This is a genomic window from Chlamydiales bacterium (assembly GCA_041395025.1).
Lineage (GTDB): Bacteria > Chlamydiota > Chlamydiia > Chlamydiales > JAAKFR01 > JAJACP01.
In genome coordinates this window covers 692,483-715,713 of the sequence record JAWLBH010000001.1, presented here as the reverse complement: position 1 = coordinate 715,713, position 23,231 = coordinate 692,483, and the positions used below count along the sequence as shown (strand labels likewise).

Sequence of the window (23,231 nt, the reverse complement as noted above, 5' to 3'; positions counted from 1 at the left end):
GAGAAAATCTTACAAATGAGAGACTCTTTCCACATAAGACAAAGGAAAGTTGAGATTAAATTATTGCATCTCAAACTGAGAGAAAAATGGTAGAAAATAAAAATCTATTATTTATCCAAGCAGATCAATCTGATCTAAAAGAAACGCTATCTCTCTGGAAAGACAAAAGTCTAGTTGATTATTATTTTGCAAAAAAACTCGCTCCTGATGGAGAAGATAGTCTCTTACTTTTTCTTGGTGATCTTTTAAAAGCAGCCCGAGAAGGACACTTCTGTATTCGAGCAAAGAGAAGTCTACCTAGTTATCTTTTTAAAGAAGCACTGGTGCAAGAGAAAGATAGGGTCTATCTAAAGCGTAACTGGGATTGTGAACAATCTTTTATTCATCATTATCATCGTCTTAAAAGTGAGATTCCTTCTATCTCTATTCCTGACCCTGAATTTGAGGCTGTTCTTCAATTGGAGCAAAAACAAGCGATTCTTCATACATTCCAACGTTCTTTATCTCTGATTTGTGGTGGGCCAGGTACGGGTAAAACTTTTACAGCAGCGGTTTTGATTCAAAAGGTGATTCCCTATCTTAAGCCTATCGTTGCTGCACCTACGGGGAAAGCAGCAGCAAATCTTCGACATGCCTTGGATGGAATCTGCGATGTCCATACTCTACAGTCCTTATTAAAAAAACAATATTTAGGATATGATTTAGTTCTTGTTGATGAAGCTTCAATGATCGATGCTGATTTAATGACTAGGCTTTTTTCTTTGATCAATAGAGGTTCACGTCTTGTTCTAGTTGGGGATCGAGACCAACTACCTCCTGTGGAAACAGGTCATCTTTTTGTTGATTTAGCAAAAGATCTGACGCTTGTTAGTGAACTTAACAAATGTTTACGAACCGATTTAAGTCGTATTACTGAAATGGCAAGGGCTGTTAAGGAAGGTAGATCAGTTGAGATTTTACCAATACCTGATTTTGCAACGATTAGTCATGCGGTATTTGAAGAAAGAGTCTCTATCTTAACGCCTTTAAGACACACTGTTGATGTCCTTAATAAAAAACTATTAAAGGAAGGTCATCATCGTGGAGGGCATCGTTTTCCAATCATGATCTGTGTCAATGATCCATCAGTAGAACTCTATAATGGAGATGTAGGTGAGCTGATACCAGATGAAAAATGTGCCTATTTTGGAAAAAAAAGAGTTCCTGAATGTCTATTACCTCGTTATGATTATGCCTACGTCATTTCAGTCTATAAAAGTCAGGGAAGTGAATATGATGAAGTGATGATTCTTTTGCCTGAAGGATCTGAAGTTTTTGGTCGTGAAATGCTCTATACAGCAATTACAAGAGCCAAAAAGAAAGTTACGATTTATGGATCAGAAGAAGTTCTTCGTCAAATTCTTGAAAAAAAGGAACATAGACTTTCTGGATTAAACTGCAGCTAAAATTTTTGGATCACGATAAGATTAAGAAGAACAGATAAACTCTTTTAGAAGATAACTACTTTTTGTAATTAATCCAATTGCAGATGCTGCTATGCCGAGTGGAGCCAACTGCCTCCCTTTTATACGTGATATAAAATCAATGAGAAGAGAGATTAGATCTAGTACATTAGATACAAAATTGAGTATCAATTTTTTCATCTGATCATATTCATTAGTATTTTTTATAGATTTAACTATTTCGATCGTCTCCAATGAGATACAGATAGCCCAGATTCCTACTACGGTGTTACCCATTTCTTCAGCATGAGTCCCAAGCTTATGTATGCCCATGTCATGAAGCCAGTTAATCGGAGAAAAAACACACCGAGCAAGAGTAGCAAGAATATTTGAGATAATACTCATGTGACTTTTTGGAGTCTGGAATTTTGAAAGAGAGCCTTGACTATTAGGATACATTTCCCAAATAGATTTTCCTGTGATGAAACCTTCAATATCTTGAATCCCACGGACTAAGCCAAGAGTTTGATTCACTAATCCGCAAGTATCAGTGATACGACTATATTGTTGGGCAGCTGTAGGATTCCCATTTAGATAAGTCACTTTGTGTAAGATTTCAGAAACATCTTGAATGATTCCTATGGAGCGATCAAGATATTCAGCCCAATTCTTTGATTTATCTACAAATTTGCTTGCATTGCTATTTAGATAATGCCCAATGACCGATTCCACCAGATCACCTAATAATCAAGAAAAGAAAAAGTAATATAATTTAGAAAAATGTTAATAACAATATAAAAATCTTTATTCTAAATTTAGAAAGAAACTAATTAGACAAGAGAGAGGATTTTCGAATCGCGTGCGATTTAAGACGAGCCGCTTTATTTTTTTTGAAAATGCCTCTTTTTACCCCTCTATCCATCATGCTATAAACTAAATTCAAAGAGATTTGAATTTTGCTTTTATTGCCTTCTTGTAAGGCTTTTTCAAAGGATTGCATTGTTGTACGGACTTTGGACTTAAATATTTTATTGATTAAACGTTGCTTGTTGTTACGGATATCCCGCTTTTTTGGAGTAGGCAGCTTAGTTTTTTTGTTTTCTTCTTTTTGCATCTTAAAATTGACTATCTTGAGTTGAGGAAATGATTTTATTTTAATCTGTATTATTCGTCAATGAGCTAAATACAATGATAGCTATTTGCTATTTCCTAAATTTTTGTTAAATTTTCTTTATGTATAAAAGAATTTTTTCCTTAGCTTTTTTTTTGTTTTTAATAGGATTTGGGACATTTTTGAGTTTAAAAGCAGGTAGAGCATGGATGAATTATTACGCATTTAGTGAAACTATTCCAGTGAATATACAAGCATGGGAAATCAAGGAGGTTAGGGTAAACAGTTATGCATTGATCGTTTCCTATTTTTATACATACAATCACAAAAATTACTCCTCAAAAGAACAACTTGACTTGATCTATCCTAATCCTTGGGCAGCTAGGCGAGCTATAGAAAAATTTCAAGAAAAACATTCGCATGGTTGGATCCAGCATAAAATTCCCGAAAAATCTATATTGGAAAAAAAAATTCCTTATAAAACTACACTATCCGCCCTGATGATATGGGGATTGACGATCTATTTTTTCTTTTTATCTCTTTTTATAAGATTAAAAAATCGATAATTTAAAACGAATTTTTTCCTAAAGATCTTGAAGGTTATGATTTTAAGATGCATCATATATGAAGTAATCAGAGATGGGATAGAGAAGCAAACTCTGTTATCTGAAAGATAGAAAAAATTTGAAAAAAGAGTATTTTCTCAAAATTGATAGAGAAAATTTTAGAATAAGTATATCTAAAAGACTAAGGAAATATAAAAGAGAATCTATTCCACATGGAACGATTAAGATGATTGTTAATGTTTATTCCTCATCGATGAAATAGTTAGGAGTTTTTCGAAATTTTTCTTTATTTTAAGGAGTCATAGAATTTGAAATCCAATGAGATGCAACTGGGCTTCGACATTTTTCTCCTCATTAGTAGCATGCGATTCCTAAAGAGAATTTTTCTTTTCTTTAAATGCCTTCTATCTACCAGATTCTTACAAATCGAGGATAGGGAGGATGCATCTAAAAATTCTGATTTTCCTTCTATCACTTTCTATGTTATAGAAAGGAATTGAGTCCATGGAAAGTAAATTTGAGCCCCAGAATTTAGAAAGGGAGTTGCGCAAGCCATTTTTACTCTTGTCGCGAACACATTTCTATCTTTTCCTATTCGGCTGTTTTTCTTTGCCAGTTGTTGTATTAGCTTTTTACACTGCAAACGTTCATGGAGTGTTTTTTGTTGCCTTTGTTTCTCTCCTGATTTTTGGGTTTGGAGAATGGTATCTCCTGAGGATGTGGGAGATAAAAATGCAATCCTCAGTCTCTAAAATTATTAAAATGCGACTCAATCGAACTCAACTTTCTTCTATCAGTGAAGAAAATCATCTTTTAAAGATTGAACTTGCAGAGGGACGTCGAGGATATGAGCATCAGATAGATCTACTCCAATCTTCAGTAGCAAAGAGTAAAGAAGAGGTCCACCAACTCAATTTAGAGATGGATAGAAAGCTTGAAGAGATGAGAGTAGCTTATCTTGAATTTGAAGACTTACGTAAAGATTATCACCGTCTTGAAGAAGATACTGCTTATGGACTCCAAGAGAAAAAAAAAGAGATTGAACATCAAAAATCTCTCAATAGTGAATATCAACGGACCATCTCGGAACAGAGAATGATTATTGAGAAAAAACAGCGATATATAGGTAAGCTTGAAGAGAAAATTCGTGATTTAATGTATGAAATTCGCAGTCTTCTTCAATTAGAAGAAACAACTAAAGATTCGCCGCCTTTAGATGCTAAAATCTCCCTTCCCTCTCCTTCTTCGATAAACCCCTATGATCTTTCTCTACATTTGCAATATTATATTCAAAAAACGGAAGAGGAAATGGGAATGAGCCATTTAGGAGGAAAATCTTCTCGTTTTCTTGATTCTTCTGATAGTTATGTGATTGATCGTCGTCGTCTTTTTGATAGCTTTCGAGATGAAACAGTGGGGATTATTTTTGTCCTTTCATTAACTGAAAAAAAGTTTTTATTTGTTAACAAGCATGTAAAAACTGTTTTAGGATGGAACCCTGAGAAATTTATGAAAGATTTTTCCCATTTAGTGATTTCAGGCTATAGGGATTGGAAAAGAGTGGTAGAAAATATCACTACTATGGATGAGTCTCAGACTCGGATTGTAATTGCAGAAAAATCAGGAAAATCAAAGGAGTTAACTTCAGTCATGGGAATAGTTAAGAAAGGCCCCTTCAGAAATCATATCATTGGAATTTTTTCTTAAAAAATAGGTGCTTGAGTCAGACATATAATGAAAAAATAAATGAGGCTAGTATTTTTTAGAAAATAGAGGCAATCTAATCGCAGACTTTTTGAAGGAGCCATTCGAATAGAAAGCGATAAATCTTCGAAAAAGAAAGTGGATTAGCATGAGATTCTTGGTGAAAGAGATCTCCTTGAAAGCTGTATTTCCATTTTCTACGTTCTTTGGTTAAATAGGATGGCATGCGTGCGAAATAGGAAATTTTACTGAGATTTATCGGATAGCGAGGTGTTCTTATCAGTCTTTGTCTCCATGTGACGAGAGCATGCTGATCATAGATGTCTCCTTCTCCTAGGGAATTGATGTTTGTAAAATAGTGGGTATATGAACGTAAAAAGGATTCAACAGAGGTAAGATAATAGAAGTTGTAGTAGGATGCATGCAAAATCCAAACAATAGTGTACCCGATTTTTTCATAATCATCGATCTGCCTTTTTATCTCTTTAACAGAAATAGGAGTAGATTGGATTTGAAAAATGAGATTTTGCGCAGGCCAGACAACATCAGCAGTGCGATCAATCTCAGAAAAGTATCTTTTAAGCCATACCTCCTCAGGAGCTAGCCTTTTCTCTATGGTTTTTTGGATGATATGAGAGGAATTTTGCATAGCGAAACAAAGATAAAGCAAATATAGTAACATAACTAGAAAAAAAATAATACGTTAGATGACAAAAGCAAAAAAAACTGAAATAGAGACGACAGCATTTCAAGGAAAAATGGAAGAACTCCTGATGCAGGCTAAAGAACAGGGTTACATTACCTACGAAGAAATCAATGAGATTCTTCCAATGACTTTTGATACCCCTGAGATGATAGATCAAGTTTTAATTTACTTAGCTGGAATGGATGTCCAGATTTTCAATCAAGTTGAAGTTGAAAGGCAAAAAGAACGCAAAAAAGAGGCAAAAGAGTTAGAAGGGATTGCTCGACGAGCAGAAGGGACGCCAGATGACCCTGTGAGGATGTACCTGAAGGAAATGGGATCTGTACCTCTTCTCACTCGAGAAGAGGAGGTAGAAATTTCGAAGCGGATTGAAAAAGCGCAGCTTCAAGTTGAGAAAATTATTCTCCGATTTCGCTACTCAACAAAAGAAGCCATTTCAATTGCACAGGCTCTGATTTCTGGAAAGGATCGTTTTGATAAGATTATTTCTGATAAAGAGGTAGAGGATAAGAATAGCTATTTTAAACTTCTTCCTAAACTCACTGAATTATTGTGTAAAGAAGATCAACTCCTTGAATCTCTTCAAACTTCCTTGCGTAAACCCAGCATCAGTCGGTTAGATGAAGCGCAAATCCATGAAGAGATTGAAAAATGCAGAATACGTAATCAAGCTTATTTACGTCATTTTCATTGTCGTCATAATGTTATTGAAGATCTAGGTGAAGTGGTTTTTAAAGTTTACGATCGTTTTTTACATCTAGAAAAAGAGATCAATGAATTAAAAAATCGTGCAGAGAGAAATAAATTTGCTGCTGCAAAATTAGCTGCAAGTCGTAGAAGGTTGGTGAAACGAGAAATTGCTGCCGGTCGAACGATTGAAGAATTTAAGAAAGATGTGAGGATGCTTCAGCGTTGGATGGATAAGAGTCAAGAAGCGAAAAGAGAGATGGTAGAATCAAATCTTCGTTTAGTTATTTCTATCGCAAAAAAGTATACAAATCGAGGTCTTTCCTTTCTTGATCTTATTCAAGAAGGAAATATGGGATTAATGAAGGCAGTGGAAAAATTTGAGTACCGTCGGGGGTATAAATTCTCAACTTACGCGACTTGGTGGATTCGTCAAGCTGTTACAAGAGCGATTGCTGATCAAGCACGTACTATTCGGATTCCTGTCCACATGATTGAAACGATTAATAAGGTGTTGCGGGGTGCTAAAAAATTAATGATGGAGACAGGACGAGAACCCACTCCTGAAGAGCTAGCAGATGAGCTTGGATTAACAGCAGAACGGGTCCGTGAAATTTATAAAATTGCACAGCATCCTATTTCTCTTCAGGCTGAAGTTGGAGAAGGGGGAGAGAGCCAGTTTGGTGATTTTCTTGAAGATACTGGAGTTGAATCACCAGCTGAAGCAACAGGATATTCGATTCTTAAAGATAAAATGAATGAGGTATTAACGACTCTAACTGAGAGAGAGAGAATAGTTCTCATTCAACGTTTTGGATTGCTTGACGGTAAACCAAAAACACTCGAAGAAGTAGGGGTGGCATTTAACGTGACGCGTGAGCGTATTCGTCAAATAGAAGCTAAAGCTCTGCGCAAAATGCGCCATCCCATTCGCTCAAAACAGCTTAAAGCTTTTCTTGATTTGCTAGAAAATGAATAAATAGAGAAGTTAATTTTTTCGGTTTCCTTTAGATTGTGGGTTCAGTAGATCTGAGTCTGAGAGTAAAGATTTAAACTCCTCATCGAGTTTCTCTACTGATATTTGTTCTTGTGGTGATTCGATGGCATTATTTTTTTCTACTTTATCACAGAATTCCCATATTTGCTCTTTCAAAACCTTTTTCTCTACATCAGTTAACCGATGATCATTATCGTCGAAAATAGGTTGTGCAGCCTTTTGATTAAGGAGATCTTGGTAGGGTTTAATTGCATTACGTTCTTCTAATGAGAGGTTGTATTTTTCGAGATAGGTTTTGACAAAATGTATTTCTTTTTGAATCGAGAAAAATTCCTTCTTAGAATAAGCGTGTTTCATTCTTATACCTGTTGTTTCTGCAAACTCATCAGCGAGTTTTTTGGCTTCTTTTTGAGGTATCATTAATTTATTGAGGACCACTTCCCCATTTTCGACAACATAACCAAGTCGAATCAGTGCTTTTGCGTCAGTAGCAAGAGACATTTTTCCATTTGGCAAGTTAGTATCATCAGCTTCTGTTATTTGATGAATGACAATTGCTCTTTGGAGTTCTGGAGGGAAGTTGTTCCAAACTGACTCTGAACTACATATGCGCTCGACTTCTTTATATGCCTCTTTATAATCATTAAATGCCTTTTTTACAAATTCTTCATGTGAAACTTCTAGTTGAAAGTTTCTGTTGATTTGTGCAAATCCAGAGAGCAGTGTGTGAAACGTTGTGTTCTTGATATCTTCAATAGCGGTTTTTTTTTCTTCTTCAGAGGATTTGCGGAAATTACTTAAAATATTACAAGCAATTATATGAACTTGGCGGTGAATTCGCAAAACTTCCATTAGCTTAGGCTGATTAGCTTTTAGCTTAGGCTCATTAGTTTTAAGTGTCTCTATATCTGTCTTTATATGCGCCTGAACTGCGTCTTGATAAAAACGATAAGAAGGGAGTAGCTCATATTGATGTCCACTCAGGGCATTGATACATTGATAGGATAGATCTTGAATAGGTGTCTCATTAAGTTTAAAGGGAAGATTGTTTTTTTGAAGCAATTCAGTAATTTTTTGAGCTAAATGCAAGTAATCTACTTTAAAAAAAATACGATCTTTGATGGATTGTTGTTGTTTATCTTGAAGTGCAGGTAAACCATAATAAAAATCATGATAGACCATAGTGAAAGAAGGCGAAGAAGATTCCATAATAGCTAATCCAAAGGTTAAATTCTGATTTTTCCAAAAATTTTAAGAAAATTTTAACGGTAAGTCAACGAATTTTGAAGAAGAATAAAAATTTCATATGAATCGATGAGACTTATCCTTTCAATTTTTTGGGTTAAGATTGAGATTGTGGATCTTCTGGTTTTCTTGATATGTATCTTTGCATCGATTCGACAAAACGTTCCTGAAGTACCTGTTCTTGTGGTGGCAGAGTCTTATCATAAGTTCGATATAATAGATCAGAGAGATGCCATGCCTTTTTTTGCAATGCTTCTTTTTCTGCATCAGTTAACTCTTCATTATTTTCGTTAATCACAGGTTGTGCAGCTTGTTTTTGGAGACGGTCTTGATAGGGTTTGAGTGCATTACGCTCTTCGAATGAGGGATTTTCTTGTTCAAGGTAGAGGTTCACAGAAAATATCTGTTTTTGAATTTCGAAAAATTCGACTTTAGAATAGGCTCGTTTAACTGTTAAACCTGCTTTTTCTGCAAATTTATCAGCAAATTGTTGTGCCATTTCTTGATTGAACATCTGTTTACGGAGAACGACTTGACCATTTTTGACAATATAGCCAATTTCAATCAGCCATATTATGGCATATGAAACTGGAAAACAACCTTCTTTTGCAGGCTCTTTTTCAGTAGTCTCTTTAATATGAAAAAGGATCATCTCTACTTGGTGTTCTTTAGAGTAATCATTCCATTGATTTGATTTAGAGAGCAGTGCTTCAGTTCTTTGGTATGTTTCTATATACAAATCAAAGATCTTTAATAGTTGATCTTTAGTTGATGTTTCTGGTTCTAATTCAAGCTTTTTATTGAGTTCTTCAAGTCCAGAAAGTAATGTAGAAGACATGGGATTTGTTTCTAGTTCTTCAATGGCACTAACTCTTTTTTGTTCACCACCTATACGACCATAAGCTCTTGTTAAAAGATTGCAATTAATCAGATGGATGCGTTGGCGAATGCGGTTTGCTTTGTCGAACTTAGGGTGAATAGTTGGCTGTTGGTTGATTTTCCGTTCATAAAAGGGATAGGAAGGCAGCTGATACTCATGGCTATTAAGAGTATTAAGGATTTGACAAGATTGGATTGCTATAGGTTGAAATAAGATATTAGGATTTATAGGATAGGGAAGTGCACGTCTTTGAATTAGATTAGCAACTTGTTGACCTATATATAATTCATCTATTTTTAAGTAGATTTCTTCTTTTGGGATGTCTTTAGTATTTACAGGTAGACCATAAGCAAAAAAATGGGTCTTTTGGGAAATATCACGGGAAGGTTCCATAATAGGTCAAACTTTTGTTAATTTTGTAAAATTTATAAAGTCAATGTGATTATAAATCAACAAGTTTTGAAATATATTCAAAACTTGGAGTAAAATGAAATATATTCAGTATTCATTTAAAACTAAGAAAAGCCTTTTTCAAGGTACTAAAAAGTGGATAAATGAGGCAAAGGATTTACCTAAATGAGAAGTTCTTTTCCATCGCTTTTTTCTCTTCATCAGTGAGTTCATGATTATTCCCATCAAACACAGGTTGTGCGATTTTTCGATTAAGAAGGTTTTCATAGGCTTTAACTGCATTAAGCTCTTCTAATGAGATTGGGTTCTTGGAAGGAGAATTAAGATAAACACACGTTTTCAGCAATTTCTTTTGGAGCATGAAATATTGAATTTCGTTTTTAGAATACACTGGTTTAACTATTACGCCTGCTTTTTCTCCAAATGCATCAGCACATTGTTTTGCTATTTCTTCAGCCATTATCGGTTTATCGTGGACCAGATTCTTGTCTTTGACAATATAACCACATTTTATCAGTGCTTGTGCTGAAGTGAAAGGGCGTAAGGAGTTTTTGGGAGATGGCAAGTTCATGATTTTCTCAATCACAAGTTCTCGTTGTTGTTCTGAAGACAAATCTTTCCAACATGGCAGACATTTAAGTTCAAACTCGATGACTTCATAGGCCTTTATAAAGTCATCAAACATATTTTTTAGATTTTGTTTATGCGAATCTTCTAGTTGACGGTTTCTAGTGATTTCTGCAAATCCACACAGAGTCTTTTGAATGATCTCTTTGTGGATATCTTCAATGGCACTTTTTACTTCTTCTTGGGAGGATTGACGGACAACACCTAAAATCTGACAGACAGTTACATGGACTTGGTAATGAATTCGCTTTGTTGTGTCTAACTTAGGCTTTTCAACTCCTATATTCCTTTGCTCTTGCTCTATTTCTTCTTTATAAAAGCGATAAAAAAAGAGTAGAGTATCCTCTTTTTCTTTAAAGTGATTGATGAATTGATAGGAGTGATTTTCAATAGGTATATCATTACTAAATTTAAAGGGAGGATTCTTTTCTTGAATGAATTGAACAATTTTTTTAGCTACATGCAGGTAATCTAATTCCGAAAAAAGAATAGCTTTTTCCATTTTTACCTGATGTTCAGGCGCTTTACTTAAAGGTATTTGATAAAAATCAAGAGGGACATTCTTTAAAAAAGAGGAAGATTCCATATATCTACTCGCAGGGTTAGATTTTGATTTTTTTCAAGAGTTTTAGGAAAATTTTCACTGTAGTCAACGAATTGTCAAGCAGAATAAAAATTTTATGTGATTTGATCAGCTTGTCCTTTCTCTAAACCTTTTAGATTGGGTGGTGAGATTTTAGGTCTTCTGGTTTTTTCAATCTTGTTTTGTATTCATTTGAGTACATCTTTCTTGAATACCTAATATCTCTCTGGATGTGTTAACTCTTCATGATTTTGATTAATCAGAAGTGATAATGCTTGTCTAAACATGACATTGAATACGAAATCTTCTTCTTTTTTGAGAAATGATAAGATAATTGTGGTCAAAAATTCACAAATTGTCGATTGCAACCTTGTATGATCCATTTTAAGTCCTAGGTTATCACCTTAGATTGGATAGCTTTTTTTCCTCCTAATATTTAGGTAAATGGGTGATTTCGATCCATTATCTAATTGTGCTCTATGGCTCTTCGATGGTGCTTTTTTTCGTTAAAGATAAATTTTTTAGCTTGTTGTTGGAGATGATCTTGGTATGGTTTGAGTGCATTACGCTCTTCGAATGAGAGATCTTGTTTTTTGAGATATTTTTCTAAAGTCATGATTTTTTCATGAATTAAACTCCAGTTCTCTTTGGACAATACTGGTGAAACTGCGGATAATATTGGTGGAACTGGAGACAATATTGGTGGAACTGCAGGTGAAATAGTTGGGCAAACGATCAAATTTGCTTTTTGTGCAAAATCATTTGCACATCTTTGGGCAGTTTCTTCATCAATGCGAGATTTTCGTAGTCTAGCTTCTCCTTGTTTCGCAATATACCCAAGTTGAGTTAGCAATTTTATCCCAGATAAACTTTCGTTTGCAATGGAGGATAAATCTTCTATTTTTATACTCTTTATTTTAGTAGTGACATGTTCGATTTCTTCTTCTGAGGCAAAAAGATTCGATCTATCAACCTGACTAGAGTCATGTTCTACAAATTCATACATTTTTACATATCGAATCAATATCTCTTCTAGATAATCTCGACATGAGTCTTCTGCGTCTACTTTTAAATTCCTTGTTATTTCTGCACGTCCGCAAAGGAGTTTCTTCATCAGCTTATTTTGATTAAAATCTTCAATCGCTTTTCTTTTGATAGTTTCAGATAATCCATAGATTTTAGCTAAAAGGGTGCAAACTACTACATGGACTTGATAGTGAATCCGATCTGCTTTATCTGACTGAAGGTTTTTAACTCGAAACTTCTTCTGTCTTCCCTCTATATCTCTTTCATAAAAGCGATAAGAGGGGAGTAAGTGATACTCATCGTCCACAAGGGCATTGATGATTTGATAAGATAGATATTGGAGAGGTTGAGATAATCGCAGTTGAGGATCAACATTAAAAGGAAGTGTACCCTTTTTAATCAATTCAGTAATTTTTTGAGCTAAATGATATTGGTCTAGTTCAAAGTAGACGAAATCCTTTTCCATTTCTCCAGAAGTTCTATGTTGAGATAGGTGATAAGGAGGATAGATCGTGATAGTGGTGTGTTGACTAGGATTGATGAGGTGAAAAGACTCCATAACAAGAATGATTGATTTTCGTGAATTTTGCAAAAAATGCTAAAATCATTATAGCTATAAGCCTAATCATTTTACAAAAAAAATCAACTTTTGTTTGTGTAAGATATGCTATCCAACTTGATTTTTGAGACAATTGATAGGAGTGTTTTCCCCTTTTGTGGTGCATTGGTAGTTGTCTCTTTAGTCGTTTGTCTGATGTGTTCTTGCAGAGCAACTAGATGTGCGTTTAATTTGTTGGGTGTGATTCTATCTTGTAGTGCATCAATGGAATCATTTTGATGAAGTTTTTCAAGAAAATCATTTATTAAAGCTTGGACTCTTTGTTTATCTATATTCGATAACCTTGTATTGTCATCAAAAAAAATAGGTTGTTCAGCTTGTCGATTAAGATGGGCTATGTATGTTTTTAGCATCTGTACTGCTTCAATTAGAAGATCTTGTTTTGATAGCACAAGTTGTATATTACGTAATCAATTCTGAATGAAAATAAAATCTTCTATAAAGTAGGTGGATTGAATTGTCAAATATGTTTTTTCTTCAAAGTAGGCAGATGATTCTTCAACAATGATAGCCAAATCTAATTAATATCTGTGATTTAGAAGAGACATTATAACTAGTCTCAAAAGTTCTGTAAATTTCTATATACTTCTTGAATGGTTCTTTTAGGAAGTGCAGATAGGATTCTTCTCTTTCTGTTTTAAAATTTCTTCTAATTTCTCCGTGAAAGGAATTTGTCAATCCAAGGATGAGCACTAAAATCTTCAATGGCTTTTCTTTCGACACCTTCAGATAATCCATAAATTTTAGCTAAAAGGTGACAAACCACTACGTAGATTTGATAATGAATGTGATAAGCTTTTTTTATAGAACCATGAATTCCAGTTTTTTTTGTTTTAAATCTATGTCTGCCCTGACTTTTTTTTGATAAAAATGATACGAAGAGAGCAAGTTTTCCTCAATTCTCGAAAAGGTATTGATCATTTGACAAGAAATGTTTTCAGTGGATTGTTGTAACAGTGTCAAATTTAAAAAAGAATGGTCGATTTTCAATCAATTTTACAATTCTTTGAGTTAAATCATATTGATCTGATTCAAACAAAGTGAGGTTTGTTTGAATGTATTGAGAAGTTCTTGATAATTGATACGGAAAATAAAACACCTCTGTGCGAGTATGTGTAAAGTTGACATTAGGTCGAGAGGCTGAAGATTCCATAATGAATAGTCATTCCAAATCTTAAGCTTCGTATTTTTAGTTATTCACAGCTTTCTGATCATCTTGTACTGTAGACAAAACGCGCCATCGATATACAATTTCTTTTGGCTTACTAGAAAATTCATCGATGGCGAAAGCAATGCTTTAAATTCATCAGATCTGTCAGTTTAAGATTTAGAATTAGGTAGGCCTATTGATAATTCTTTGATCTCCTGACTTAAATTCTTTAAATCTTTTTCCATTTTTATCTTAGACAAGAATTCCTTTTTCAACGCTTCTTTCTCTGCATACGACAACGCTTTATGATGTTCATTTAACTCTGCATACGACAACACTTTATGATTTTCATTTAAAATAGTTCTTTTACTTCTGTCATTAAGATGATCTCGGTATGGGTTTATGATTTCAAGCTCTTCGGATGATGGATTTTGTGTTACCACATAGTTTTCCAAACGATATAGTTCTTCTTGAGTTGACAGAAATTCCTGTTTAGAATCAGAAACTAGAGCAAGTAAATTTGACCTTTTTAGAAAGGCATCAGCTTGGGCTTTATCGGGTTCATCTAAGATCGCATCTCCATCTTTGAAGATGTAACCTGCTTCAATCATCCATATAATTTGATATAGATTTTTTTTCGCCGGATTTTGGTCTAGTAACCTCTCCAACCTTTCATCGATCTCTCTAGTAAACATTACCATTTTTGCCCTTGTGTTCAAATGATCCCACTTATGCGAATCAGGATCTTCTATCATTATGATCCGATAAAAATCTAGAAATAGGTTTTTAGAATATACAAGCGATTTATTTGTATCGTTCATTATCGATTTCTTCAAGATTACATCTCCATTTTTAAAGATATAACCTTCTTTAATCATCATTTTTATTTTAAATAGTTCTATTTTTTCCGGAGATTGGTTTGGTAACGTATTCAATATTTCATCAATTTTTTTATCAAAATATTCCATCTTTTTTTCTAAAACCCACTCAATCGACACCTCAACAAAAGGATCATTATCATAGTAGTAATGCTGATTTATCTCTATCTCGTTATCTTTAAAAAGAGAGGTAAATAGCTTTTTACCCAAGTCTAGTGGACCTATCATGGGTTTACGTAAGATCACACCTCCATTTTTGAAGATGTAACCTGCTTCAATCATCATTTTTATTTTAAGTAGATCTGTTCTTTCCGGAGATTTTTCTGGTAACGTGTTCAACCTTTCATCGATTCGTTCAGCGAAATATTCCATTCTTGCTTCTGAACTAAAATCATGCCAAATACGAGAAACAGGATCATTAAGATTACTATACTGCTGATCTATCTGATTATAAAAAGAGATAAATAGCTTTTGCCATTGATCTAATGAATACTCCGTAGATTTCTTCGAGATCACATCTCCATCTTTGAAGATGTAACCTGCTTCAATCATCATTTTTATTTTAAGTAGATCTGTTCTTTCCGGAGATTCTTCTGGTAATGCGTTCAACATTTCATCGATTTTTATATCGACACATTGTATTTTTTCTTCTGGAGTAAGCGTTTGCCAAATAACAGAAGCAGGATTATTAAGATTACTATACTGCTGATCTATCTGATTATAAAAGAGATAAATAACTTCTTATAATAAAAGTTAAACATATTCTTATTAAATTTGATAGATATCTTACTAATTTCTTCTAATGCATAATCCGTAGATTTCTTCGAGATCACATCTCCATCTTTGAAGATGTAACCTGCTTCAATCATCATTTTTATTTTAAGTAGATCTGTTTCTTTCCGGAGATTCTTCTGGTAATGCGTTCAACATTTCATCGATTTTTTTATCGACACATTGTATTTTTCTTCTGGAGTAAGCGTTTGCCAAATAACAGAAGCAGGATTATTAAGATTACTATACTGCTGATCTATCTGATTATAAAAAGAGATAAATAACTTCTTATAATAAAAGTTAAACATATTCTTATTAAATTTGATAGATATCTTACTAATTTCTTCTAATGCATAATCCGTAGATTTCTTCGAGATCACATCTCCATCTTTGAAGATGTAACCTGCTTCAATCATCATTTTTATTTTAAGTAGATCTGTTCTTTCCGGAGATTCTTCTGGTAATGCGTTCAACATTTCATCGATTTTTATATCGACACATTGTATTTTTTCTTCTGGAGTAAGCGTTTGCCAAATAACAGAAGCAGGATTATTAAGATTACTATACTGCTGATCTATCTGATTATAAAAAGAGATAAATAACTTCTTATAATAAAAGTTAAACATATTCTTATTAAATTTGATAGATATCTTACTAATTTCTTCTAATGCATAATCCGTAGATTTCTTCGAGATCACATCTCCATCTTTGAAGATGTAACCTGCTTCAATCATCATTTTTATTTTAAGTAGATCTGTTCTTTCCGGAGATTCTTCTGGTAATGCGTTCAACATTTCATCGATTTTTTTATCGACACATTGTATTTTTTCTTCTGGAGTAAGCGTTTGCCAAATAACAGAAGCAGGATCATTAAGATTACTATACTGCTGATCTATCTGATTATAAAAAGAGATAAATAACTTCTTATAATAAAAGTTAAACATATTCTTATTAAATTTGATAGATATCTTACTAATTTCTTCTAATGAATCTTTAGTTTGATTTAATTGCGATTCAAATAAACTAAACATGTCATATTCTTCGGCATATTCTTCAAAGGCTTTTCTTTTGATATCTTCAGATAATCCATAGATTTTAGCTAAAAGGGCACAAACCACTATATAAACTCGATCATCGCATCGCTGCTTTGGTGAGCGGCCGCGTACTCTTAGAGCGATCTCTAATTCTGACTGATAAATAGGATAAGAGGGAAGCAAGTAGGGTCTATGTTGATTTATTATACGGACGATTCGATGAGAAGCATCGCTAAGGTTAGAAGATAATAAAAGGTTACTATTAAGTTTGCCAAGCTTTATCAATATTGAAATTTTTTTGATTACATTTATTTTATCCACTTCAAAAAAAATTTTGTCTCTGTCTTCTTTTTGTGAATTTGGTGGTAATCCATAAAGATAAATAGTGTTTACTTGTTGCCCAGCTTGTGTTGATTCCATATTTCTCCTTTCCGTATATGTATTCTAATGCCTTTTTAAATAAAAAAAGTTTATAAAATTCAATTTTAATATTTCTTTCTCAAAGAAAGAAATTAATTATCGAATTAAATTCGGATTATATACAACATAAATAAGATTATCACACTTCTTGTGATCTTGACATAGGAGAGGCAATCTGATTAAGATCTTGATTAACAGCAACAGTAATACATCCATCTGACCAGACATTGAGTGTTGTTTCAATCATGTCGAGAATTGTGTAGAAAGGTAGAATTAATCCCATCATGTAAAGAGGGAGATCCATACCCATCAAGAAACCGCTAGTGAGAAAAAAACATCCCATAGGGACACCAGCATTTCCGATCGCTGCAAATGTTGCGATAAAGATCCAGCTAATCAAATCAAACGGAGAAAAGATGATCTGATGAATGGAGGAGACAAATAAGACTGTGATCAGGATAAAAGCAGCACATCCATTCATATTCACCACAGAACACAGGGGCAGAGTAAAATTTGAAACTTTTTCCTTGATGCCGAGATCTGTAGCACAGCGGATGGTGAATGGAAGGGTAGTGTTAGAGGATTTAGAGAAAAAAGCAATGATCAGCGATTGATAGAACCCTCGAAAAATTTTCCAGGGAGACTGTTTTTTCATTTTTAGAAAAAGAGGTAAAATTACACATCCTTGAATCAAATTTGCCCCTATCACACAGATTAGATAAAGCATGATCCGATCAAAGTAGAGGGAATGTTCTCGTAATTCTTTTACAAGAAGAACGATGAAAGACCAGATTGCAAGTGGCATAAATTTGATGATCAAACCTGCCATCTTGATCATGGTAGCAAAGAGACTAGAAAAGAGGTGATTTAAAAACGTCTTTTTCTCCACAGGAAGCGCAAGAATAGCAAAACTGAGTAAGAGAGCAATAAATACAATCCCCATCACATTTTCTGTGATAAAAGCTTCAAAAAAATTCGAGGGGATGATTTTAAGAAGAAATGAAAGATAAGAAGCTTGTCTCGGAACTTCTAAAGAAGAGGAGGCTTCTAAATTTCTTGCAGGTGCGGCAGGGTCGACAAAAATATATAAGCATAAAGCAATGGTTGCTGCAATCAAAGTTGTAGTTAACGTGTAAGTTAGAACCCTACGTCCCATAAGGCGCATTTCCTGAAAACTCTTTGTCCCAGTGATGGTTGAAGTGATGGCAAAAAAGATGATAGGCAAGCTAATCAATTTTAAAAGACGCAAGAATAGATCAGAAATAATGGTGGCGATTTGATTGAAGAAGGCAATATTTGCCCATCCTAGGACCACTCCAACTACCATAGCCACAGGGATTAGGAAATTTCCAAAACGTTTCGCCATAGTAACTATCATAATTTAGAGGAGATTAAATACAAATGGAAGAAAGAGATAAAGAAATTTTTTGGAGCGTAACGGAATCGAACCGTTGACCTCAACAATGCCATTGTTGCGCTCTACCGACTGAGCTAACGCCCCTTGAAAGAAAAAAAATATCACCAATTCCTTTTCTTGAGAAGAACAATAGGAGATGGTATTTTTTTTTTATGCCCTTTTTTGAATTAGTTAAAGAACTCCCTCCCGATCCTATTTTTGGTTTGAATCAGGCTTTTGCAGCAGATCCAAGGGGTCTGAAGGTGAATTTAGGTGCCGGTGTTTACAAAACAGATGCATTGGAATCATTTGTATTTCATACTGTGAAAAAAGCAGAGAGCTATCTGCTTGATCATGAAACAACGAAGGATTATCTTTCGATTGACGGATTACAAGAGTATGTCGAACTCACAAAAGTGTTAGTTTTTGGCTCTGGAGTGCCTTTTGATCAGATTTATGGTGCTCAATCTGTTGGAGGGACAGCAGCCTTGCGCATCTGTAGTGATTTTTTGTATCACCATGGTTATGATTCAATCTATATTTCTGAGCCCACTTGGATGAATCATCGAAGAATTTTTTCTGACTCTGGTCTTAAGATTCAGACTTATGCTTATTATGATGCTCAACATCACCAATTTGACTTTAAAGGGTTTTGTGGAGCCTTAAAGCAGATGGCAAAAAAAAGTATTGTTCTTCTTCAAGGGTGTTGTCATAACCCTACAGGTTTTGACCCCTCTTATGCACAATGGGAGGAAATTTTAATCTTGATGAAGCAATACGATCTCTTCCCATTTTTTGATTTTGCTTATCAAGGATTTGGCATTTCTCTTGAGAAAGATGCAGAAGTGATTCGTCTTTTTACCAAATCAGGCATACAGATTGCAGTTGCAGTATCTCATTCAAAAAATTTTGGTTTGTATGGAGAAAGAACGGGTGCACTGTATTTTGTGTGTCAAGATCAGCAGGAGATGAAAAAAATTGGTTCACAAATTAAATCAGTCATTCGTGGTCTTTACTCAAATCCTCCCTGTCATGGGGCAAAGATTGTGAGTTTGATTTTAAAAGATCAGGATTTGAAAAGAGATTGGTTAAAAGAGCTGGCAGGGATACGAGACCGTATCTCTAAAATGCGTCACATGTTGGTGAATTTGCTGCAAAGAAAGACTCATCACTTTGATTTTTTAGCTCACCAGTTAGGCATGTTTGCCTACACTAGCTTAACAGTCCAAGAGGTCGAAAAATTGATGAGTGAATATGGGATTTATTTACCAAAAGATGGCAGGATTAACGTTGCAGGGTTAAACGAGAAAAACATTGACTATGTTGTTGATGCTCTCAATCATGTCACAATCAATCGATGAGGCGCTATCCCTATAAAAAGTACCTTCTTCTTTTAGCCACCCTTTTCCTCCTATTGACTTTGCCTCCTTTGTTGATCCAAGCAGTTAGAGGCAAAATATTTGCCTATCTTGCTCCAGCCATGAATATGGCAAACAGAGGCCCTGAAGATATCCAACATAAAAAACTTGAGCTAGAAAATCACTTACTACGTATTGAAATTGGTAAATTGCGTGCGATCATCGAACAATCTATTCCAGATGACCCTCTTTTAGGAAAGGCAATTGCAGGACGTGTGATCTATCGTGATCCAGGGACTTGGACGAGTTCATTATGGATCAATATAGGAGAGCTAAGTGGACCAATCATTCAAAAAAATAGTCCTGTGGTTTTAGGACGTGCCTTAGTCGGAGTCATTGATTATGTGGGGAAAAAACAATCACGCGTACGATTGATTACAGATGTGGGTTTAAAACCCTCTGTACGTGCTGTACGGGGATATCCACAAAATCTTGCTCTTGCAGAACATATCACTCCTATTTTACGTCAGCTAAACATGCGTAGAGATCTCCCAATTTCTCAGGAAGATCAACATTCCCTTCAACAAATACTCGTCCGTTTTAGGTCATCCCTTTCAGAAGGGGCTGAAGGATGGTATTTAGCAAAAGGGATTTTGCAAGGATCCGGTGCTCCTCTTTGGCGTAGTAATAATAAAATTTTAAAAGGCATTGGATTCAATTATGATTTTCCTGATGCTTTTGGGCCAGGTCGTGATCTTGAAACAGGTAGGTTGATCCATCTTCCATCTTCATTAGAAAATGTTCCGATTATTCAACTCCACGATTTGCTTGTAACAACTGGAATGGATGGTGTATTCCCTCCAGGACTCTCTGTGGGTGAGGTGACAAAAATCCATCCTCTAAAAGAGGGGGCCTATACTTATGAGATAGAATCTATTCCTGCTGCAGGGAATCTTGATGGTTTGCATACACTGTTTGTGATTCCTCCTGTAGGTTATGATGAAGCAGATCAACATGAGTTAACATTGAGCTAAAATTATGAAAGTGATTCAAGCAAGAGAAATGGGACGAATTGAAGGTCTTGCCTATGCTGAAGGAGCTTCTGAAGAACAATTTATGAACAAAGCTGGAGAAGGAGTTGCTCAATTTGTTAGAAACTTCATTGCGCGTTACCATCTCCAACCACTGGTCACATTGTTATGTGGTAAAGGGAATAATAGTGGAGATGCGTATGTGGCAGCTACTTTACTTATCAAAGGAGGATTTCAAGTCCATGCCCTTGCCTTTTCTTCTTTTCAAGAGAGTAGCCCTCTTTGTCAACTACAGAGTCGTCGGTTTATTCAAGCAGGAGGCATGATAGATTATATCGTTAAGGAATCGGAAATTGTCTTTGGTCAAATAGGTATCTTATTAGATGGAATGTTAGGTACGGGTTTTCGAGGACAAGTCACTGGGCTTTATCGAGCAGCGATTGAAAAAGCTAATAGATCTGGTCTTCCTATCCTTGCAATTGATATCCCTTCAGGGATTGATGGAAATTCTGGAGATGTTGGTGGTCTTGCTATTCATGCTACAGAAACCCTTTTTTTGGGGCTACCTAAAAAGGGGTGTTTTATTGGAGAGGCTTGGGAGTATACTGGAAGAATCCATGTCTATGATTTTGGTCTTAAAGAGAAGTATCTTGATCAAGCAAAAGCAGATTTTTATCTTATTCATCCCGAGATGATCAAAAGTTATTTCCCTCCTATGATCCGCAGACGTCATAAATATCAAGCCGGGTATGTTGTGGGGCTAGGAGGATCTCCAGGTATGTCTGGAGCGGCTATCATGGCAAGTTTTGCTGCATTGCGTGTGGGAGCAGGTATTGTAAGACTTTTACATCCAAAAGGGATAGAAGCTGAATTTGCCTCTGCTCCTTATGAGATCATTCGACAGGGATATCAACCAGGAGATTTGAAGAACATTTTGGAAACTTGTTCTCGTGCAAAAGCTCTTTTCATTGGACCTGGGATCGGAACAGCATCAACGATGGTTGACCTGTTGCAATCTTTGATCCCAAAAATTGAACAACCTTGTGTCATTGATGCAGAAGCCCTCACTTTGATTGCTCATCACCATATTCCGATTTGCTCGCCTACGATTATGACTCCTCATCACGGTGAGATGAAACGCCTTTTAGGTATTAAAGAAGATCTTCCATTTTCTCAATTTCTTGAGAAAAGTCAAAACTATGTGAATACTCATCATGTCACGCTTGTATTGAAAGGAGCGCCTACTTTTATTCTCCATCCTCATTATCCCCCTTATCTCTCTTCTAGAGGGGATCCAGGTATGGCAACGGCAGGCAGTGGAGATGTTTTAACTGGGATAATTACAGGATTTCTTGCTCAAGTAGAAGATCCACTAAAAGCAGCTATTTTAGGGGTTCACTTTCATGCTCTTGCTGGAGAATATGCAGCTAAAAAATTCACCTCTTACTCGATGGTGGCAAGTGAGATCACACAGGCACTGTCTCAAGTCTTTTTGGAGTATGGGTCATGAATCTGATATTGATCAGAAGATTTTTATAAAATAGTATGACTCCAAATGTCCCTTCTATAGATCCACCCCATCTTTTCGATACCAAGCAATAAAATGTGAAAGACCTTCTTCTAAGGAAATTTTGGGGATAAAACCAAGTTTTTCTTCTGAGTAGGTGAGATCAGCGTACGTTGTGTTTACTTCTCCTCTTACAGATCCTTTAAAGATTTTTATAGCTTTAATACCTAATGCGTTTTCAAGAAGAGAAATGAAGGTTAAAAGGTCGATAGGATGGTGACTTCCCAGATTAAATATCTCACACTTCCCTTGGTAGTCAATTGCAGCAAGTGTGCCATCGACAATATCATCTATATAGGTAAAATCGCGTTGCATCTTTCCTTCATTAAACAGATGAATCGGTTTTCCATTCAACATTGCCTTGGTGAAAGCATAATAAGCCATGTCAGGACGTCCCCAGGGGCCATATACAGTAAAAAACCGCAAACCCGTCATAGGAATTCCATAAAGGTGATGATAAGCATAAGCCATCAATTCATTGGTTTTTTTTGTTACCGCATAGAGATTTGCAGGTTGATCAGTCATATCAAAAACTGAAAAAGGGGTCTTTTGATTTCTACCATAGACAGAGGAAGAAGAGGCATAGGTCAGTTTCACATTTGGATAATAACGAAGGACTTCTAATATTGAAAGAAACCCATTGATATTACTTTTGAGATAGACATCTGGATGATTGAAGGAATACCGAACACCTGCCTGAGCAGCTAGATTGAGTAAATCTGTTGGAGAGTACGTTTCAAATAATTTCCTAAGAAGATTCTGATTATTGATATCACCTTCAATAATCTCAATCCCCTTGGCTTTAAGAATTGAAGCTCGTGCTTCTTTAAGTTTAGCAGAATAATAGGTGTTAAAATTATCGATTCCAACAACAAAATCTCCTCGTTTTTTAAGAGCTAGAGCGACGTGGAACCCAATAAATCCAGCAATACCTGTTAAGAGAATGATTTTCATTTTAATTAATTCTTATTTAATTAGATGGCTCTAAAATAGTCGATGTTTTTTTTCAACCTTTCTATTCA

The 23,231-nt window shown here is 35.1% G+C and carries 19 protein-coding genes and 1 tRNA gene; 7 read left to right on the top strand and 13 right to left on the bottom strand.

Annotated elements, in window-relative coordinates:
* Positions 1–86: 86 nt before the first annotated feature.
* Complete coding sequence (locus R3E91_03265; protein MEZ5315215.1) at positions 87–1,445, top strand: AAA family ATPase; 1,359 nt, start codon at positions 87–89, stop codon at positions 1,443–1,445.
* A gap of 21 nt (positions 1,446–1,466) precedes the next feature.
* Here R3E91_03265 and R3E91_03260 read toward each other — a convergent pair whose 3' ends face one another.
* A complete protein-coding gene (locus tag R3E91_03260) occupies positions 1,467–2,174 on the bottom strand; it encodes a hypothetical protein (protein MEZ5315214.1) in 708 nt (235 codons plus the stop codon).
* Between the two features lie 94 nt (positions 2,175–2,268).
* Complete coding sequence (rpsT, locus tag R3E91_03255) at positions 2,269–2,556, bottom strand: 30S ribosomal protein S20 (protein ID MEZ5315213.1); 288 nt, start codon at positions 2,554–2,556, stop codon at positions 2,269–2,271.
* 206 nt (positions 2,557–2,762) lie between these two features.
* Here rpsT and R3E91_03250 point away from each other — a divergent pair, with 206 nt between their 5' ends.
* Both R3E91_03250 and R3E91_03245 read left to right on the top strand, forming a co-directional pair.
* Entirely contained in the window at positions 2,763–3,119 is a 357-nt protein-coding gene (locus R3E91_03250; protein MEZ5315212.1) for a hypothetical protein, read from the top strand.
* 504 nt (positions 3,120–3,623) lie between these two features.
* Entirely contained in the window at positions 3,624–4,826 is a 1,203-nt protein-coding gene (locus R3E91_03245; GenBank protein MEZ5315211.1) for a hypothetical protein, read from the top strand.
* Between the two features lie 73 nt (positions 4,827–4,899).
* Here R3E91_03245 and R3E91_03240 read toward each other — a convergent pair whose 3' ends face one another.
* Positions 4,900–5,472 carry a competence protein CoiA family protein gene (locus R3E91_03240; protein MEZ5315210.1) on the bottom strand — a complete coding sequence of 191 codons (573 nt, stop codon included), beginning with the start codon at positions 5,470–5,472 and terminating at the stop codon, positions 4,900–4,902.
* Between the two features lie 58 nt (positions 5,473–5,530).
* Here R3E91_03240 and R3E91_03235 point away from each other — a divergent pair, with 58 nt between their 5' ends.
* On the top strand, positions 5,531–7,195 hold the full coding sequence (locus R3E91_03235) for an RNA polymerase sigma factor (protein ID MEZ5315209.1): 1,665 nt from the start codon (positions 5,531–5,533) through the stop codon (positions 7,193–7,195).
* Positions 7,196–7,204: 9 nt separating this feature from the next.
* On the opposite strand, the gene R3E91_03230 is transcribed toward R3E91_03235, so the two are convergent.
* The 9 genes from R3E91_03230 to R3E91_03190 all read right to left on the bottom strand — a co-directional run bounded on the left by R3E91_03230 (position 7,205) and on the right by R3E91_03190 (position 18,358).
* Positions 7,205–8,422 (bottom strand): hypothetical protein, encoded by a 1,218-nt coding sequence (locus R3E91_03230; GenBank protein MEZ5315208.1) that lies wholly within the window; start codon positions 8,420–8,422, stop codon positions 7,205–7,207.
* 133 nt (positions 8,423–8,555) lie between these two features.
* Complete coding sequence (locus R3E91_03225; GenBank protein MEZ5315207.1) at positions 8,556–9,731, bottom strand: hypothetical protein; 1,176 nt, start codon at positions 9,729–9,731, stop codon at positions 8,556–8,558.
* Between the two features lie 175 nt (positions 9,732–9,906).
* Entirely contained in the window at positions 9,907–10,962 is a 1,056-nt protein-coding gene (locus R3E91_03220; protein ID MEZ5315206.1) for a hypothetical protein, read from the bottom strand.
* A 463-nt stretch (positions 10,963–11,425) separates the two neighbouring features.
* Entirely contained in the window at positions 11,426–12,544 is a 1,119-nt protein-coding gene (locus R3E91_03215) for a hypothetical protein (GenBank protein MEZ5315205.1), read from the bottom strand.
* 83 nt (positions 12,545–12,627) lie between these two features.
* Positions 12,628–12,996, bottom strand: a complete 369-nt coding sequence (locus R3E91_03210; GenBank protein MEZ5315204.1) for a hypothetical protein — start codon at positions 12,994–12,996, stop codon at positions 12,628–12,630.
* A gap of 928 nt (positions 12,997–13,924) precedes the next feature.
* Positions 13,925–15,244 carry a hypothetical protein gene (locus R3E91_03205; GenBank protein MEZ5315203.1) on the bottom strand — a complete coding sequence of 440 codons (1,320 nt, stop codon included), beginning with the start codon at positions 15,242–15,244 and terminating at the stop codon, positions 13,925–13,927.
* A gap of 311 nt (positions 15,245–15,555) precedes the next feature.
* Positions 15,556–16,857 carry a hypothetical protein gene (locus R3E91_03200; GenBank protein MEZ5315202.1) on the bottom strand — a complete coding sequence of 434 codons (1,302 nt, stop codon included), beginning with the start codon at positions 16,855–16,857 and terminating at the stop codon, positions 15,556–15,558.
* Between the two features lie 139 nt (positions 16,858–16,996).
* Positions 16,997–18,223: a cation:dicarboxylase symporter family transporter gene (locus R3E91_03195; protein MEZ5315201.1), complete on the bottom strand. Its 1,227-nt coding sequence runs from the start codon at positions 18,221–18,223 to the stop codon at positions 16,997–16,999.
* A gap of 62 nt (positions 18,224–18,285) precedes the next feature.
* Positions 18,286–18,358, bottom strand: a tRNA-Ala gene (locus R3E91_03190).
* A gap of 68 nt (positions 18,359–18,426) precedes the next feature.
* On the opposite strand from R3E91_03190, the gene R3E91_03185 reads away from it, so the two are divergent.
* The 3 genes from R3E91_03185 to R3E91_03175 are packed head-to-tail and all read left to right on the top strand — an operon-like array spanning position 18,427 to position 22,152.
* Positions 18,427–19,614 carry an amino acid aminotransferase gene (locus tag R3E91_03185; protein MEZ5315200.1) on the top strand — a complete coding sequence of 396 codons (1,188 nt, stop codon included), beginning with the start codon at positions 18,427–18,429 and terminating at the stop codon, positions 19,612–19,614.
* Entirely contained in the window at positions 19,611–20,645 is a 1,035-nt protein-coding gene (locus R3E91_03180; GenBank protein ID MEZ5315199.1) for a rod shape-determining protein MreC, read from the top strand. The genes R3E91_03185 and R3E91_03180 overlap by 4 nt, the downstream gene beginning before the upstream one ends.
* A 4-nt stretch (positions 20,646–20,649) precedes the next feature.
* Complete coding sequence (locus tag R3E91_03175; GenBank protein MEZ5315198.1) at positions 20,650–22,152, top strand: NAD(P)H-hydrate dehydratase; 1,503 nt, start codon at positions 20,650–20,652, stop codon at positions 22,150–22,152.
* A gap of 54 nt (positions 22,153–22,206) precedes the next feature.
* On the opposite strand, the gene R3E91_03170 is transcribed toward R3E91_03175, so the two are convergent.
* Positions 22,207–23,163: an NAD-dependent epimerase/dehydratase family protein gene (locus R3E91_03170; protein ID MEZ5315197.1), complete on the bottom strand. Its 957-nt coding sequence runs from the start codon at positions 23,161–23,163 to the stop codon at positions 22,207–22,209.
* Between the last annotated feature and the right edge of the window lie 68 nt (positions 23,164–23,231).

What these genes read in the sequence shown, in the direction of transcription:
- R3E91_03265 (MEZ5315215.1), top strand. Translation starts at nt 87, where the DNA reads ATGGTAGAAAATAAAAATCTATTATTTATCCAAGCAGATCAATCTGAT.
- rpsT (MEZ5315213.1), bottom strand. Translation starts at nt 2,556, where the DNA reads ATGCAAAAAGAAGAAAACAAAAAAACTAAGCTGCCTACTCCAAAAAAG.
- R3E91_03250 (MEZ5315212.1), top strand. Translation starts at nt 2,763, where the DNA reads ATGAATTATTACGCATTTAGTGAAACTATTCCAGTGAATATACAAGCA.
- R3E91_03245 (MEZ5315211.1), top strand. Translation starts at nt 3,624, where the DNA reads ATGGAAAGTAAATTTGAGCCCCAGAATTTAGAAAGGGAGTTGCGCAAG.
- R3E91_03240 (MEZ5315210.1), bottom strand. Translation starts at nt 5,472, where the DNA reads ATGCAAAATTCCTCTCATATCATCCAAAAAACCATAGAGAAAAGGCTA.
- R3E91_03235 (MEZ5315209.1), top strand. Translation starts at nt 5,531, where the DNA reads ATGACAAAAGCAAAAAAAACTGAAATAGAGACGACAGCATTTCAAGGA.
- R3E91_03230 (MEZ5315208.1), bottom strand. Translation starts at nt 8,422, where the DNA reads ATGGAATCTTCTTCGCCTTCTTTCACTATGGTCTATCATGATTTTTAT.
- R3E91_03225 (MEZ5315207.1), bottom strand. Translation starts at nt 9,731, where the DNA reads ATGGAACCTTCCCGTGATATTTCCCAAAAGACCCATTTTTTTGCTTAT.
- R3E91_03220 (MEZ5315206.1), bottom strand. Translation starts at nt 10,962, where the DNA reads ATGGAATCTTCCTCTTTTTTAAAGAATGTCCCTCTTGATTTTTATCAA.
- R3E91_03215 (MEZ5315205.1), bottom strand. Translation starts at nt 12,544, where the DNA reads ATGGAGTCTTTTCACCTCATCAATCCTAGTCAACACACCACTATCACG.
- R3E91_03205 (MEZ5315203.1), bottom strand. Translation starts at nt 15,244, where the DNA reads ATGTTGAACGCATTACCAGAAGAATCTCCGGAAAGAACAGATCTACTT.
- R3E91_03200 (MEZ5315202.1), bottom strand. Translation starts at nt 16,857, where the DNA reads ATGGAATCAACACAAGCTGGGCAACAAGTAAACACTATTTATCTTTAT.
- R3E91_03195 (MEZ5315201.1), bottom strand. Translation starts at nt 18,223, where the DNA reads ATGGCGAAACGTTTTGGAAATTTCCTAATCCCTGTGGCTATGGTAGTT.
- R3E91_03185 (MEZ5315200.1), top strand. Translation starts at nt 18,427, where the DNA reads ATGCCCTTTTTTGAATTAGTTAAAGAACTCCCTCCCGATCCTATTTTT.
- R3E91_03180 (MEZ5315199.1), top strand. Translation starts at nt 19,611, where the DNA reads ATGAGGCGCTATCCCTATAAAAAGTACCTTCTTCTTTTAGCCACCCTT.
- R3E91_03175 (MEZ5315198.1), top strand. Translation starts at nt 20,650, where the DNA reads ATGAAAGTGATTCAAGCAAGAGAAATGGGACGAATTGAAGGTCTTGCC.
- R3E91_03170 (MEZ5315197.1), bottom strand. Translation starts at nt 23,163, where the DNA reads ATGAAAATCATTCTCTTAACAGGTATTGCTGGATTTATTGGGTTCCAC.